The following is a 15,150-nucleotide window of genomic DNA, read 5'->3' as shown; positions in this document are numbered from 1 at the left end:
GAAGGTGAGTCAGGCCGGGTCGTCGATCATTTTGCGCAGCAGGAACAGCATCGCTACCCGCTCGCCGGGGTTGAGGTTGCTCAGGGTCAGCTCGCTGATCTGCCGGGCGCAGGGCTCGGTCTGCTCCACCGCCACGCGACCGGCCTCGGACAGGTGCACGATTACCTTGCGCCGGTCTTTGGCGTCGTGGCCCAGCTCGACCAGTTCGCGAGCCTTGAGGCGCTCGACGATGCCGCGGATGGTGGCCTGGTCGACGGCGGTCAGCGCCACCAGCTCGGTCAGCGAGCTGGGGCCGTTGTCACGCACGGCGCACAGGGTAATGAACTGCACCGCCGTGAGCTGCGACTCGCCAACGTTCTGCTGGAAGATCGCCATATGGCGCTGGTAAGCCTTGCGCAGCAAATGCCCCACCTGTTCGGTGAAAGCGTAGGGAGAATCGGGGGAACTCATGGGCAGGACGGGTCCGCAGCAGCTGGAAAACGCATACGATAACTCAAAGTCCACCACGCCGCGCGCCCGGACCTTGCGTCAAGGGCGCCAGCGATGCAGATCAACGGGCGATGGAGGCGGCCGGGGCGACCACGTCACCCGCCAGTACCACGGCCTGGTCGTCCAGGTAGATATCGCAGTTGCGCAATGGTATGTCCATATGGCACGGCGTCTTGCGCTTGCCGCCCACCTCGGTGTTGGGGCCGGTGGAAAACAGGAAGTTGCCGTAGAACGCGCGGGCGTCCATGCACATGCCGTCGTTCTTGTCGTGCAGGCCCATGGCGGTCCACTGCGCGCGGGGCTGCAGGCCCCAGCCGATATGGGAGATGCCGTACACCTCGGGGTCGTTGAAGTACTTCATGTACTCGCGCAGGTATTCGGCCTCGAAACCGCCGTGGATGCGAGTGATAAAGCCCTTCTCGATCTCCAGGGTGATGCGCTCGCGGCAGTAGGTCTTGAACGGCAGCAAGATATCGCCCACGTCCAATACCAGCGTGCCTTCGGCGGTTTCCTCGTTCGGCCAGGTGAACAGAAAGCCGCTGGGCCAGTGGTCCCAGCGGCCCGGGGCATCAGCGTAACCGTATTCGGTAACGGCCGGGTATTGGCCCAGCGCGGCGCGAAATTCGCTGCCGGCGCGGGAGCGCACGGTCATGGTGCGGGCCTGCTTTAGCACCGCTTCGGCTGCCATCACGCGGGCTTTGTCGGCCTCGGTGGGCAGCATGCGTGCCAGTACTTCCGGGGGCTCCACGGCCAGCAGTATGCGCGTGCCGGTCTTGAGAATCTGCTCCTGCTCGGGCGAGTGCAGCAGCATCATGGTGTCGATGATCAGGTCGGCTGCTTCCAGCGCGCGCTGGGCCGCGAGGTTGCCGGTGAGCGCGGTGTCGCCGCAGTAGGCGGTCATGTCATTACCCATGGCCACCGCCGCGTTGAAGGCCGGCAGCTCCACGGCGTAGACCTTGGCGCCCAGGCGCTGGGCGGCTTCCATTGCGGCGCGCACGGTGCGCGGGTTGGAGTAATGGGCCTTGAGAATGGCCACACTCTGGGTGGCATCCACTTTCGAAAGCTTGAGCACGTGCTCGAACATCTGGGTCAGTTCACCGTCGCTGACAGCCATTGCCTCTCTCCTTCGCTGAATTGGAAATACGCACCGCGATGGCGCGCAGCGCTTCGTGATGGTGCGTATTTGTAATGCATACACTGCATATTTGCAAATACCGACACTATTCAGGTGGCTCAGCAAAGGGCGAGCCAATTACCTTAAACCGTAGAACATCCATATTTTATTGGACATATTCACAGTTAAGCACCCAGTAGAATTTTTTAAATATTTTCAGATAGGCTCTTCACATGAAAAATAAATAGTGCATACACTGTAACTGCGTTCCGGTCCCGCGCTTTGAGATCGGTCATCGAGGAGACACATCCCATGGGGGCAACACAACGAATCGCCATCGTCGGCGCTGGTCTGGGCGGCGTGGCAGCCGCCACTTCGCTGCAACAGGCAGGCTTCGAAGTCGATATCTACGAACAGGCGCCGCAATTCTCGCGCCTGGGCGCCGGGATCCACATGGGCCCTAATGTGCTGAAGATTTTCCGCCGCCAAGGTATCGAGAAGCAGGTCGAAGCCATGGGCTCGCACCCGGACTTCTGGCTCAGCCGTGACCAGGATGGCGAATACATGTCGCGCATTCCGCTGGGCGATTTCGCCCGCAAGGAATACGGCGCGGCCTATATCACCGTGCACCGCGGCGACCTACATGCCCTGCAGATGGCTGCCATCAAGCCCGGCTCGGTGCACTTCAACAAACACCTGGCCAGCCTTGATGAAAGCGGCAGCGACGTGCTGCTGAAATTCGCCGACGGCACCCAGGCCCGCGCCGACATCGTGATCGGCGCCGACGGCATCAACTCCCGGGTCCGCGAGCACCTGCTAGGCGCCGAAGCCCCCACCTACAGCGGTTGGGTTGGCCACCGCGCGCTGATCCCGGCGCACAAGCTGGCCAAATACGATTTCAATTTCGAAGACTGCGTGAAGTGGTGGTCGGGCGACCGCCACCTGATGGTCTACTACACCACCGCCAAGCGCGACGAGTACTACTTCGTCAGCGGCGTGCCCCAGGCCGAATGGGAAGGGGGTAATGCCAGCTTCGTCGACTGCAGCCGCGAGGCCATGTTCGACGCCTTCAAGGGCTACCACCCGAGCGTTCAGGCGCTGATCGAGAACGCCGAGAACATCACCAAGTGGCCACTGCTCAACCGCCAGCCGCTGCCGGTTTGGAGCAAGGGCCGCATGGTGCTACTGGGCGACGCTTGCCACCCGATGAAACCGCACATGGCCCAAGGCGCGGCCATGGCCATCGAAGACGGCGCCATGCTCGCCCGCTGCCTGATGGAAACCGGCCTCAACGACTACGCCACCGGTTTCCGCCTGTACGAGGCCAACCGCAAGGAGCGCGCCTCCCGCGTCCAGGCGGTGTCCAACGCCAACACCTGGCTGCGCACCCAGGAAGACCCATCGTGGGTCTTCGGTTACGAGTTGTTCGACCATCCACTGAAATCGGAGAACGCAGCGTGAGCAGACCTCTCTACGGTGCCAACGTGCAGGCCAACGGTATCCGCCAGCACTACCTGCGCTATGGCGGCAAGGGGCAGCCGCTGCTGCTGATTCCGGGCATCACCAGCCCGGCTATTACCTGGGGGTTCGTGGCCGAGCGCCTGGCCGAGCACTTCGACACGTATGTTCTCGACGCCCGCGGCCGCGGCCTGTCTTCCACCGGGCCAGACCTGGACTACGGCACCGACGCCTGTGCCGATGACATCGTCGCCTTCGCCCTGACCCTGGGGCTCAAGGATTGTCTGCTGGTGGGCCACTCCATGGGCGCGCGCTTCATTCTGCGCGCCGCCACCCGCCACCCCGACGCGCCCTTCAGCCGGCTCGCGCTGATCGACCCGCCAGTGTCCGGCCCCGGCCGTCGTGAGTACCCGGGCAAGCTACCGTGGTACATCGACTCGATCCGCCAGGCCGAACACGGCATGAACGCCGATGACATGCTCGCGTTCTGCCCGACCTGGACCGAAGAGCAACGAGCCCTGCGCGCCGAATGGCTGCACACCTGTTATGCACCGGCAATCCTCAAGGCGTATAGCGATTTCCACGAGGTGGATATCCATCAGGACTTCCCCCGCAACCACCTGCCCACCTTGCTGATGATCGCCGGCAAGGGCGGCGTGATCGGCGCCGACGACGAAGCCGAGATCCGCGGCCTGCAGCCGTCGATCCAGACCGTACACGTACAAGACGCCGGGCACATGATTCCCTGGGACGATTTCGAAGGCTTCTTCGCCGCCTTCGGCACCTTCCTTGGCCACCCCCTCATCTGACTCCGGAGACACGACATGACCAAGCTCTACCGCATCGGCCAGATAGTGCCGAGCTCCAACACCACCATGGAAACCGAGATCCCGGCGATGCTCACGGCGCGCCAGTTGATCCGCCCCGAGCGCTTCACCTACCACTCGGCCCGTATGCGCATGAAGCACGTGAAGAAGGAAGAGCTGGCGGCCATGGACGCCCAGTCCGACCGCTGCGCCCTGGAGCTCTCCGACGCCCGCGTCGACGTGTTGGGCTACGCCTGTCTGGTGGCGATCATGGCCATGGGCCGCGGCTACCACCGTGAATCCCAGCAGCGCCTGGGCCAAGTGGTGATGGACAACGACTCCCAGGCCAAGGTGATCACCAGCGCCGGCGCCCTGGTTGATGGCCTCAAGGTGCTGGGCGCCAAGCGTATCGCCCTTGTGGCGCCGTACATGAAGCCACTGACCGAACTGGTCGTCGACTACATCCAGCACGAAGGCATCGAAGTCAAGGTGTGGCATGCCCTGGAGATTCCGGACAACCTTGAAGTCGCCCGTCATGACCCGGCTAACCTGCCGGGCATCGTCGCAGGCCTCGACCTGACCGACGTCGATGCCATCGTGCTCTCGGCCTGCGTGCAGATGCCTTCCCTGGGCGCCGTCGCCAAGGTCGAGGCGCAAACCGGCAAGCCAGTGCTCACCGCTGCCATCGCCACCACCTATGCCATGCTCAAGGCCCTGCAACTGGAGCCGATCGTGCCCGGTGCCGGTGCGTTGCTGTCCGGCGCGTACTGAGGAGCCCCGCCATGACCACCGCAGAGGACAACTACGCCGGCGTCTGGGGCAACCGCGTCGGCTTCGGTCAGCGCGCCGCGCTGCTACTGATCGACTTCATGCAAGGCTACACCACCGAGGGCGCGCCACTGTACGCGCCGGGCGTGGTCGAGGCCGTGGCCCATAGCGTCGAGCTGCTGGCCGCCGCGCGGGCCAAGGGCGTTCCGGTAATCCACACCAACATCCGCTACCACCCCGGGCATTTCGCCGACGGCGGCATGTGGGTGAAGAAGGCGCCAGTGATGAAGGACATGGTCGAGGGCAACCCCCTGGCCGCGTTCTGCACTGAAGTGCTGCCACTGCCGAGCGAAGTGGTGCTGACCAAGCAGTACGCCAGCGCCTTCTTCGGTACCAGCCTGGCACCCATGCTGCAAGCATTGGGCATCGATACCTTGATCATGGCTGGCTGTTCCACCAGCGGCTGTGTACGCGCTACTGCGGTGGACGCCGTACAGCATGGTTTTCGCGGCATAGTCGTACGCGAATGCGTAGGCGACCGACACCAGGCGCCCCACGAGGCCAATCTATTCGATATCGACAACAAATATGGGGACGTTGTCACTAGAGCCGAGGCCATTGATTACTTGCACCGATAGATCGAGTCACCCCAAGCGTAACAGCCGTCCAAAAAGAGACGGGTTCCGATAATAGACAGGGCCGCTAGAGCCTCGACTTCCTGACTACCGATTCAAACATATGCCATTGCGCGCCGCTGCTGCGGCAGAATCAGGAGTAGCATCATGTCACTCAGCAATACACAAGCCCCCAGTGCGATAGACCTCAGTCATTCTGACACCTATCGCAAAATCGTCTGGCGCATCATCCCGTTCCTGTGCTTCTGCTACTTAGCGTCCTATTTGGACCGAATAAACGTCGGCTTCGCGAAACTACAGATGCTTGACTCGCTCCACATGAGTGAAACCGCCTTCGGTTTGGGAGCAGGGCTGTTTTTCGTCGGTTACATCCTGTTTGAAGTACCGAGCAACCTGGTCCTGGAAAAAGTAGGCGCGCGACTATGGATTGCGCGGATCATGATCAGTTGGGGATTGCTTTCCGGCCTGACAATGTTTGTTTCCAACGAGTGGCAGTTCTACACCCTGCGGTTTCTGCTCGGGGCTGCCGAAGCCGGCTTTCTGCCGGGCGTGCTGTATTACCTGAGCCAGTGGTTCCCGTCGTATCGGCGCAGCCGCATCATTGCCCTGTTCATGATCGGCTTGCCTTTGTCGACTCTGGTCGGCAGCCCGCTGTCAGGCTGGATCATGAGCAACTTCAACGACGTCGGCGGCTTCGCTGGCTGGCAGTGGCTGTTCCTCATTGAAGCGATTCCCACGGTCGTATTGGGCTTTTTGTGCTTCTTCGTCCTCCCCAACAACATTCGCGAGGCCAAGTGGCTCAGCGAGACTGAAAAGACCGAGCTCGAAGGCGTGTTACGCCTGGATAACAGCGAGAACAAGGGCGGGCATACGTTTCGCGAAGGCTTCTTCAACCTTAAAGTCTGGATGCTCGGCGGTATCGACTTCTCGATCCTACTCAGTGCCTATGCCATGGGCTTCTGGATGCCGAGCTTTATAAAGACTGCGGGCGTCACCAACCCCAGCCAGATAGGCTTGCTGGTTGCCATCCCAAGTCTTGCAGGGCTGATCGGCATGCTCGCCATCGGCGCAAGCTCCGACAAGCATCGCGAGCGTCGCTGGCACATTATCGTTCCATTCATCATTGGCGCTGCGGCGATGTTCCTGAGCACTTTTTTCACCCAGAACGTCGCTGTTACGGTGCTGCTGTTTTCCATTGCCTCGCTGACGATCATTGGCGCAGTCCCTGTGTTCTTCAGCCTGCCGGCAACCTTTCTCAAGGGAACCGCAGCGGCTACCGGCTTTGCCCTGGCTTGCTCAGTGGCCAACATCGCCGGGCTGGTCAGCAACTCGCTGATGGGTGTGGTCATGGATCATTTTCACAGCCCACAGATCGCTATGTGCATCTTTGCCGGATGCCTGTTGCTTAGCTCTTTGCTGGTGATCGCGCTGCCCGCGAAAGTCGTGAACCGCTAAGAAACCTTTTTACCAAGCGACTCCAGTAATAGCGATATCACTGGAGCCTCCGGTATCTCTGCCAGCCTGTTACCCACGTGAAGTCTCGAATTTGATAGTCGCCGGCGGCGCTTTGGCGTTGAGCAAGTTTCTTGTTGGAAAGGACACAGACAGCAAAAAGGGGTCAACATTTCTGTTGACCCCTTCTAGACCGCCCAGCAGAGCGGATTTTGTTTGGTAGGCGCGATTGGACTCGAACCAACGACCCCCACCATGTCAAGAGCCACCATGCTAGGCGCTACGCCGCGAAGCGTAAGGCCCTAAGAGAACGCCCATTCACATTATGAGGCGTCAACAATGGCTAATATCCGCTCCCTTCCCTCCGGTAACTGGAACGCTCAGGTACGCCTGAAAGGGAAACCTGCCCAGTCTAAAACCTTCCCTACTCAAGCACTGGCCCAAGCATGGGCTGACCAGCTTGAAGCTGTCACCAAGGAACACCAAACCCATACGCTTTACACCTTGGGCATGACCTACTGTGAAACCCTACTCAAGGGTAAGGGTAGCTATGACCATGCCATCAAGATCGTTGACCAGCTCTTTGCTGCATTCCCTCAGTCAATCCATGACATCACCCCTCAGCTAGTCAATGACTTCAAGCTGAAGCGTCTACAGACGGTCAAGCCTGCTACCTGTCGTATACAGCTGGCATTCATGTCCCGCTTCTTCAGGTTCGCTAAGCGTGGCCTGCTAATCGACATACACAACCCCGTAAGTGACATAGCCCTGCCTAAACCAGACAAATCTAGCGACAAGGTAATCAGTGCTGGCGAGCTTAGACAGTTGCTCAACAAGCTATCCCCCACCATGGCCGTCATCGTTGAGCTTGCCTATGAAACCGCAATGAGACGCTCGGAAATACTTAAGCTCACGACTCAATGTCTTCACCTGGAGGAACGAATTGCGGATGTAGTGGACGGTAAGAATGGCACTAGGTCTGTGCCCCTCACGTTGCGTGCTATAGAGCTATTGAAAGAGGCCCAGCGGCTCGCTTTAGCAAACAAGGCACACAGAGGACGACTGTTTATTGTGACGCCTCATGCAGTGTCACAGGCGGTTAGGTTGGCAAGGAACAAGGCGGGTCTTGATGATAGCGTCAGGCTTCACCAATTGAGGCATACGCGCATCACCAACGTTGCCAAGAAGGGATTTAACAACGCTCAGATAATGATTGTGTCGGGGCATAGGGACACAAGGTCTGTAGCTAGGTACTCACATTTAAATGCTAAGGATGTACTTCACCTAATTGATTAAAGGCACTGTAAGCTCACAGGAGCGACGATACATAGCAATACACACCATCATAGCCACGCAGCCTAATAGCCCCTTCACAGGGGCTTATAGTGACAATGAGTAATGGGATGATGAAGACTCACGGTTACCCTTAGAAAATAATTTTGGGGACCGTTGTAGTCTTTTGCCTCAAAAAAGAAGTATATACTATACAAGTATAAAGATTGCTTCCTCACACTGCTTTCACAGAGTAAGTAGGTTGCGGTCTTTTTTATTGCCTAAATGGTGAGCACCCATATCTTGGGCATTGGAGAGTAACAATAAAAAGAGAATGCAATGGACATAGATAAAATTATAGAAAGCAAGATCATGCGTCTAAACACTACTGAACGTAAGCTAGTGTGGTTGATGATCAGGAACAAGAGTAACGATGGCTTACGCTGGTGTGAAATCCCCATTGATGAGTTCTGCTCAGCGACAGGCAAATCATCTAGCTCTTGTAGCAGAACCATTCAATACTTAGTAGAACACGATCTCATTGCCTTACGAAAGGTAAGGCTCGGCTCCTCATATCGTAACCAGTTTAAATTAATTCCCTTGGAGTAAGACAAATGAAAACAATTACTATGACAGATGTAAATGAACTAGCTCGACGTACAGGCAATACTCCTATGGGAGTCCTTACGGAACTGATTGAGCAGGGCTATCAACTAACAGAGGAAGCGCCTCAGCCAAAGGGTAAACCTCTTAGCTCTGCCAAGGACGCTCTCTCACAATGGAAGGAATCTAAGCAGCGTGTAGCTGATGAAATGTACAAGGGTGATCCTCTTGTACGTCAGCTAATAGACGCCGATAACGCATCTGAAAGCTTCGCACCTCAGTCTCCCAAAACCATTCTTCAGCGTGATGAACAAGGCAACGTTACAGGTACATCTAAGAGCATGCTCACAGGCGCTACGATGAGAGAGCAAGCTGAGCTAATGGCCGCTATCCGTGCCACTTACAAACAAGGAGAAAACTAATGGGGAATACCTATCTAACAGAAGCAGAGCAACGAGCGTTACAAGAGCGACGCTCTGAGCTAGGAGCAATGGATTGCAGCATCCAACAGAAGAACCGTCTTATCACAGGTATTCGTGACTACAAATTTGTGGAATATGGGATGAGCCAGTATGGCTACTATCAAGTCCTGAATATCAAGGGGAACAAAATCCCTCACGAGCTAACAGGTAACTTCACTCATCCGAGCTACATTATCAAGCTAGTAGACAGCCTACTTAAAGAAGGAAAACTGATTGATCCCAAGTGAGTCAAGGGTTATATACGTAGCAGAAGCCCTCCCAGGAAGCGGCAAATCAGCAAAGTTTATCGACGCACTGCCCACCCTAATCCATACCAGCAAGACACTCTATGCAATGCCTACTAATGCTCTCATCAAAGAGCTTGCCTTAGCCATCAAGCTAAAAGCCGGGATATCTCCTTTAGTCATAACGTCTGACACGGTGGATCATGTAACAGTTCACCTTGAGAAAGTCTTAGCCGCGAATACACAACCACTAGTTATGATTACGCATGAGGCACTGCGACGTGTGGAGCCACGCCTCCTTGGAGGTTGGGAGCTTGTGGTTGATGAGGTCCCTAGCGTTTCTGATTGCAAGAGTTACATCTTTGACAGCATTAGCTACCTTGGTAGTTTAGGTAACTATCTAACGGTGGACAGTAAAAAGAAAGCTGCTCTCAAACTTGAGAATATAGCCTTAGTAGAAAATATGATTAAGGCGAAAGATAGCAGCGCACTCAGTGACTCGGCCTTAGATGTCCTCAAAGCAATGCTAACTCCCAAATGTGGCGTTGAAGTAGAGGCGCAGACAAACAAGGGCAAGCGACTGGTACGCATTGTGAGGTATAGAGATTTCCTACCAGCTTTCTCTTACGCCAATAGCGTTCACATCCTTGCTAACAATGTACAGGACACGCTTCTAGGTATTCATGCCACCTACCAAGGCTGGCAGTTTGAACCATCGCTATTCACACCCGAGTTCGATGGTTACGGTAAGCGTGTAGAGCTTCACCCTTTCTTGACTACAAAATATTCAAAGACTCAAAGCATGATGCAGCGTAATGGTAAGCCTGCTGATACGTGGGATGAAGGGGTGCAGCTAGCTGACTGGCTACGTTGCATCACCGCCATGGTAGGGGATGAGAAAGGGTTAGCCTTTGCGCATCAATGGATGCAATACAATTTCAGTGAAAGCATCACTAAGCTACCAATCGATAGCAGGGGCATTAACGGCTACCAAGACAGACATATTGCTATATGTCTTCAACATGGAAATGTGAGTCCTGATGATGCACTAAGCTTTCACACCCTAAGCGAAATGTTAGGTGTTCCTGTAGCAGAGGTACGTAAAGCCATTGAGTTCGAACGCTTCTATGAAAGCACGTTACAAGCTGTAGCTAGAACATCACTGAGAGACAGGAGTAGCACAGAGCCTGTCACGCTATTCGTTCAGAGCATGGATATGGCAATTTACCTTCAACAGAAGCTCGGACGCTTAGCAACAATCAACACCGACTTGGTTATGACGCCTTGGGAAAAACAAGAATCTGAAAAGAAAAAAGCCAAGGCTCAGCAACAAGCAGAAGTAATCTCTCTTCTCATAGAGAAAGGGATGAGCCGACAAGATATTGCAATTGATTTAGGTATCCCCTACCCCACAATCAAGCGTTGGACAAAGGGACTAGAGCAAGCAGCATAACTAAGATCAACGTCGTCAATACTGAGATCATTTTCTCTTAAAGACCCTTAAGGGATTTTGATCTTTAACAGGGTTGTACTGCCAACTGACAGCTCAAACTGTCCACTTTCTCTTAGAGTATCTTTAAGGAATTGTGAACACTTAACACTTAACACTTAACAATAAGACCAAGAGCAAAAGCAACGTCGGCACAGCCGACAAAGAGCACGCATTAAAGAGAGAATCAAAAGCAGAGCACCTTTCAATATTCCGCTCTTGATCTTTCTTATTTGCGTATGCCACTACGTGGCGTGCTCTTGCTTTTGCTTCTGTCACGCAGTGACGTTAAGACCACACCCATCATTGGATAACTACATGTTAGATACAGACACCATTAGAATACCTAGCATTACTTCCTTTACCTTCAAAAATATAATTCTTCGCAGGGGCTTGGCTAAGGAGATTATTGCCAATCGCAATGACCATCAAGCGCTATACAACATATCTCTTACTCATCGCATCACCCTACAAGCTGTAGGTTATATTTCTCGATGCAGACTTAAGGACATTGAGGAAGCACCTGCTATTAGACCGTGACTTACCTCCTAACTCTCCTGCTATGCCTCCAGTACACTCAGCCATTAATCTTACAGATAATGCAGAACTACAGCGTACTAGCCATAGCCCTAAACATCATCTGCTATTCACTCACTCTAGCAATCACAATCCAATATACAAGACCGAGAGCACCATGAACCTTACAGACAAAGATAAGACCGAATACATTGAAACCAATTCACACTGTGACCTAGCAAAGCGCCTAGGTGTAAGCATGCTCACTCTAAATACTTACGCTGATGAACAAGGATGGAAGGAGGAACACCGTATCTATTGGCATGATAAGTCCATTGAGATATTAAAACAGGAGCTAGTCAACGGAAACATAGCAGCGGTTAAGGAAATGCTTAAGGTAACTGGTAGCGTAAGACCAGTAGGACGCCCAAGGAAATCAGATGTAGAGCGTCAGGTGGCTATCGAGAAGCGTCTAGCTGAAGAGATGGAAGCGGACGTGATCCGAATGAGCCTTGTAAGCAGAAAATAGAATAATTATTTATTAAAACAGAGGGGGTGCATTGGCTCATGATGATAATGTTCAATTTCACAGTATAACTTTAAATTGTAAAACCAATAAATCTCAGCAGTGCAACTACAATCTTGACCGCCATAAGAAAAATCCAGAACAATATACCATAAGCGATTAGATAACCTATCCCTGTCTTTAACCACCTATACCCCTTAACTATCATCCCACTCACCCCCGAGCGCTCCCGCTCTGATCTATCAGGCACACTCAGCCTTGAGACATCCCCAGCTTATCTTTAGCCATTAAAATAAGTAAGTCTTTAATTATCTCAAACGAAAGAACGCCCGCCTTCTCCAAGCTCACGCCTTTAGCTTTATTCCACGTCGTATCATCAATAGCAGCGCTAAGAAACTCATGACCTGCCCAAGTCAGGGAGAATGGGTAAACTCTTATCACCCGCCCTTCGGTTTTACTTGAAACTGAACGCTCACATCGTAGTAAACCTGCCTCATCCATGATGAGTAAATGGTAGCTAACCAAACTCTCAGGGTAGCCATCAATTACCAACGGATTTTTAGGAGCGTTCTCCATTGAATCATCCGGCTTATCGTTAAAATAGATTAGCAACTTTCTAACCAAGTCTAAATCTCGCTTCACGAGCTTACTCCTTAGGCATTGTCCTTCAACAATTCATCTAACTTAGCAGTCAAGTCAACAACCTTCTGCTCAAGGAAATCAATGTATTTATCTCTAGGATCTTCAGGCATTAGCGTCTGCTGGAACTGAGCGTACAGACTCGGATTATATGCCTCTGAGGATACAGGCGAGCTAAGATTCTCTGCCGTCGGCTTAACCCACTTAGTAAATACAGGATAAGACGGACGGCCGGGCTCTTTACAGAATGCGTTCAGTGATTTACCACTAGCGTTGAACTCTTCAATCAGCTTCTGTTTTTCCTCAGGTGTGTATCGCTTAGGAGCTACCATGATCGTGCCTTCCAAGTTAAATAGGATATGACGCTAGCAGAACGCCAGCATTTCCGCTAGAAATAGATTAGCCACATTGCATACATAAGTACCCTCCCCCTAACCCCCTGCCCACCCCTACCAAGCCAACGCTCAAGAATGCCTACAGCGTCGGCCATGGCGTTCATGATTCAACACAGAGCGTTGGGGTGTAGAGCGTGGCCGATAGGCGTCTGCCGCCTCACAGCAGGCACGTAGCTCAGTTGGTTAGAAGCCTGCCCTTGTGAGGTACGAACAACGGGCAAGGGAGTGAGCTTGCGAACGTACCACCACCTAGACAAGAAAGGGATCAGGCCTTACGTATCAATAGGTTAAGTGGATTCATTCACAATTCTGAGTGTGAACAGAGGGAGGTAGGAATCTACGTTCACATTGCCTTGTGTGAACGAAGCCTATAATTTGTGAACGTTTTCTTAGGCAAAGAAAAAGGGGAACCCTTTCGGATTCCCCCTCACACCGCCCAGCAGAGCGGATTTTGTTTGGTAGGCGCGATTGGACTCGAACCAACGACCCCCACCATGTCAAGGTGGTGCTCTAACCAACTGAGCTACGTGCCTGCTGTGAGGCGGCATTCTACGGAATTCCAAAGGGGTGTCAATACCTTTTTTTCACCTAACCCTATGAATATGCAAAATATTTAATTTCACCAAAGCGACGAAGATTTGGCGGTGGCTGGCGGCTGATTTTTATCTCGGGTAGGATCGGCGTATTCGTAAAAAATATAAAACAGAGGTTGCAGAATGGCGAACACACCGTATCCAGAGTCTTATTACGCCGCGTCGGCCAATCCAGTTCCTGCTCGCCCTGCCCTGCAGGATGATGTCGAAACGGATGTTTGCGTGATCGGCGCTGGTTACACCGGCCTGTCCTCTGCACTGTTTCTGCTTGAGAACGGCTTCAAGGTCACGGTGCTTGAGGCGGCTAAGGTGGGCTTTGGGGCTTCGGGTCGTAATGGCGGGCAGATCGTTAACAGTTACAGCCGCGACATTGATGTGATCGAGCGCAGTGTCGGGCCTCAGCAGGCGCAGTTACTAGGCAACATGGCGTTCGAGGGCGGACGGATCATTCGTGAGCGGGTGGCGAAGTATCAGATTCAGTGTGACTTGAAGGATGGCGGGGTGTTCGCCGCCCTTACCGCCAAGCAAATGGACCATCTGGAGTCGCAGAAGCGTTTGTGGGAGCGTTTCGGCCATACCCAGTTGGAGTTGCTGGATCAGCGGCGGATTCGCGAGGTGGTGGCGTGCGAGGAGTACGTCGGCGGGATGCTGGACATGAGCGGCGGGCATATTCATCCGCTGAACCTGGCCTTGGGCGAAGCGGCGGCTGTTGAGTCTCTTGGCGGGGTGATTTATGAGCAGTCGCCAGCGGTGCGCATCGAGCGTGGCGCCAGCCCGGTGGTGCATACACCGCAGGGCAAGGTCAGGGCCAAGTTCATCATCGTGGCGGGCAATGCTTATCTGGGCAATCTGGTGCCGGAGTTGGCGGCCAAGTCCATGCCTTGCGGCACACAAGTGATTGCTACCGAACCGCTGGGCGATGAGTTGGCCCATAGCCTGCTGCCTCAGGATTATTGCGTCGAAGACTGCAACTACCTGCTCGACTACTACCGGCTGACGGGCGACAAGCGTCTGATTTTCGGCGGCGGCGTGGTGTATGGCGCGAGGGACCCGGCAAATATTGAAGCGATCATTCGTCCGAAGATGCTCAAGGCTTTCCCGCAGCTCAAGGATGTGAAGATTGATTACGCCTGGACCGGAAATTTCCTGCTGACGTTGTCGCGGCTTCCGCAGGTCGGGCGCCTGGGAGACAACATTTATTATTCCCAGGGCTGCAGCGGCCATGGCGTGACGTATACGCACCTGGCGGGCAAGGTCCTGGCCGAGGCGCTGCGTGGTCAGGCTGAGCGTTTTGATGCGTTTGCGGACCTGCCGCACTACCCTTTCCCCGGCGGGCAGTTGTTGCGCACGCCGTTTGCGGCGATGGGGGCTTGGTATTACGGGTTGCGGGATAAATTGGGGTTCTGAAGCCGCCAACAACAAGGGCTGCTTCGCAGCCCTGCGGGGATAAATCCCCTCGCCACAGCAAGCTCCCTCGCCACGGGCCTGCTCCACTATCGTTATTCCAAAAACAAAAAACCCCGGTCTTTCGACCAGGGTTTTTGCTACCGACTAGAAGCTGGCTTTTCAACCTTCTTCTTAGCTTCAAGGCGTTCAGTGAGCCTCGAAGCAGATATGGCGCAGCGGACGGGACTCGAACCCGCGACCCCCGGCGTGACAGGCCGGTATTCTAACCGACTGAACTACCGC

At 54.4% G+C, this 15,150-nt stretch carries 15 protein-coding genes and 1 tRNA gene; 11 read left to right on the top strand and 5 right to left on the bottom strand.

Annotation, left to right across the window (positions count from 1 at the left end; all coding sequences use genetic code 11):
- Positions 1-9 precede the first annotated feature (9 nt).
- Both AAIS01_RS02455 and AAIS01_RS02450 read right to left on the bottom strand, forming a co-directional pair.
- A complete protein-coding gene (locus AAIS01_RS02455) occupies positions 10-450 on the bottom strand; it encodes a MarR family winged helix-turn-helix transcriptional regulator (protein WP_343467645.1) in 441 nt (146 codons plus the stop codon).
- 100 nt (positions 451-550) lie between these two features.
- The gene (locus AAIS01_RS02450) at positions 551-1,603 is read right to left on the bottom strand and encodes a 2,5-dihydroxypyridine 5,6-dioxygenase (RefSeq protein WP_343467644.1); all 1,053 of its coding nucleotides are present in this window, start codon (positions 1,601-1,603) and stop codon (positions 551-553) included.
- Positions 1,604-1,915: 312 nt separating this feature from the next.
- Here AAIS01_RS02450 and AAIS01_RS02445 point away from each other — a divergent pair, with 312 nt between their 5' ends.
- From AAIS01_RS02445 to AAIS01_RS02400, 10 genes are all read left to right on the top strand, one after another.
- On the top strand, positions 1,916-3,064 hold the full coding sequence (locus AAIS01_RS02445; RefSeq protein WP_343467643.1) for an FAD-dependent monooxygenase: 1,149 nt from the start codon (positions 1,916-1,918) through the stop codon (positions 3,062-3,064).
- On the top strand, positions 3,061-3,870 hold the full coding sequence (locus tag AAIS01_RS02440) for an alpha/beta fold hydrolase (RefSeq protein ID WP_343467642.1): 810 nt from the start codon (positions 3,061-3,063) through the stop codon (positions 3,868-3,870). Before AAIS01_RS02445 ends, AAIS01_RS02440 begins: the two co-directional genes overlap by 4 nt.
- A gap of 15 nt (positions 3,871-3,885) precedes the next feature.
- Positions 3,886-4,638, top strand: a complete 753-nt coding sequence (locus AAIS01_RS02435) for a maleate cis-trans isomerase family protein (protein WP_343467641.1) — start codon at positions 3,886-3,888, stop codon at positions 4,636-4,638.
- An 11-nt stretch (positions 4,639-4,649) separates the two neighbouring features.
- Entirely contained in the window at positions 4,650-5,273 is a 624-nt protein-coding gene (locus AAIS01_RS02430) for an N-carbamoylsarcosine amidohydrolase (RefSeq protein WP_343467640.1), read from the top strand.
- 144 nt (positions 5,274-5,417) lie between these two features.
- Positions 5,418-6,725: an MFS transporter gene (locus AAIS01_RS02425; protein WP_343467639.1), complete on the top strand. Its 1,308-nt coding sequence runs from the start codon at positions 5,418-5,420 to the stop codon at positions 6,723-6,725.
- 336 nt (positions 6,726-7,061) lie between these two features.
- Positions 7,062-8,018: a tyrosine-type recombinase/integrase gene (locus AAIS01_RS02420; protein WP_343467638.1), complete on the top strand. Its 957-nt coding sequence runs from the start codon at positions 7,062-7,064 to the stop codon at positions 8,016-8,018.
- Positions 8,019-8,608: 590 nt separating this feature from the next.
- Positions 8,609-9,019 carry a hypothetical protein gene (locus tag AAIS01_RS02415; protein ID WP_343467637.1) on the top strand — a complete coding sequence of 137 codons (411 nt, stop codon included), beginning with the start codon at positions 8,609-8,611 and terminating at the stop codon, positions 9,017-9,019.
- The gene (locus AAIS01_RS02410; protein ID WP_343467636.1) at positions 9,019-9,306 is read left to right on the top strand and encodes a hypothetical protein; all 288 of its coding nucleotides are present in this window, start codon (positions 9,019-9,021) and stop codon (positions 9,304-9,306) included. Before AAIS01_RS02415 ends, AAIS01_RS02410 begins: the two co-directional genes overlap by 1 nt.
- Positions 9,293-10,756: a helix-turn-helix domain-containing protein gene (locus tag AAIS01_RS02405; protein WP_343467635.1), complete on the top strand. Its 1,464-nt coding sequence runs from the start codon at positions 9,293-9,295 to the stop codon at positions 10,754-10,756. Before AAIS01_RS02410 ends, AAIS01_RS02405 begins: the two co-directional genes overlap by 14 nt.
- A 730-nt stretch (positions 10,757-11,486) precedes the next feature.
- Positions 11,487-11,837 carry a hypothetical protein gene (locus AAIS01_RS02400; protein WP_343467634.1) on the top strand — a complete coding sequence of 117 codons (351 nt, stop codon included), beginning with the start codon at positions 11,487-11,489 and terminating at the stop codon, positions 11,835-11,837.
- Positions 11,838-12,086: 249 nt separating this feature from the next.
- On the opposite strand, the gene AAIS01_RS02395 is transcribed toward AAIS01_RS02400, so the two are convergent.
- The 3 genes from AAIS01_RS02395 to AAIS01_RS02385 form a co-directional block, all read right to left on the bottom strand.
- Positions 12,087-12,476 (bottom strand): DUF2513 domain-containing protein, encoded by a 390-nt coding sequence (locus tag AAIS01_RS02395; RefSeq protein WP_343467633.1) that lies wholly within the window; start codon positions 12,474-12,476, stop codon positions 12,087-12,089.
- An 11-nt stretch (positions 12,477-12,487) separates the two neighbouring features.
- Positions 12,488-12,805: a hypothetical protein gene (locus AAIS01_RS02390; RefSeq protein WP_343467632.1), complete on the bottom strand. Its 318-nt coding sequence runs from the start codon at positions 12,803-12,805 to the stop codon at positions 12,488-12,490.
- Positions 12,806-13,324: 519 nt separating this feature from the next.
- Positions 13,325-13,401, bottom strand: a tRNA-Val gene (locus AAIS01_RS02385).
- A gap of 183 nt (positions 13,402-13,584) precedes the next feature.
- Between AAIS01_RS02385 and AAIS01_RS02380 the strand changes: the two genes are divergently transcribed.
- Positions 13,585-14,868 carry an NAD(P)/FAD-dependent oxidoreductase gene (locus AAIS01_RS02380; protein ID WP_343467631.1) on the top strand — a complete coding sequence of 428 codons (1,284 nt, stop codon included), beginning with the start codon at positions 13,585-13,587 and terminating at the stop codon, positions 14,866-14,868.
- Positions 14,869-15,150 lie beyond the last annotated feature (282 nt).

The sequence above is a fragment of the Pseudomonas halotolerans genome, assembly GCF_039581215.1.
Classification (GTDB): Bacteria; Pseudomonadota; Gammaproteobacteria; order Pseudomonadales; family Pseudomonadaceae; genus Aquipseudomonas; species Aquipseudomonas tehranensis.
The sequence above is the reverse complement of the archived record's forward strand: the minus strand, read 5'-3'. Positions and strand labels throughout refer to the sequence as shown.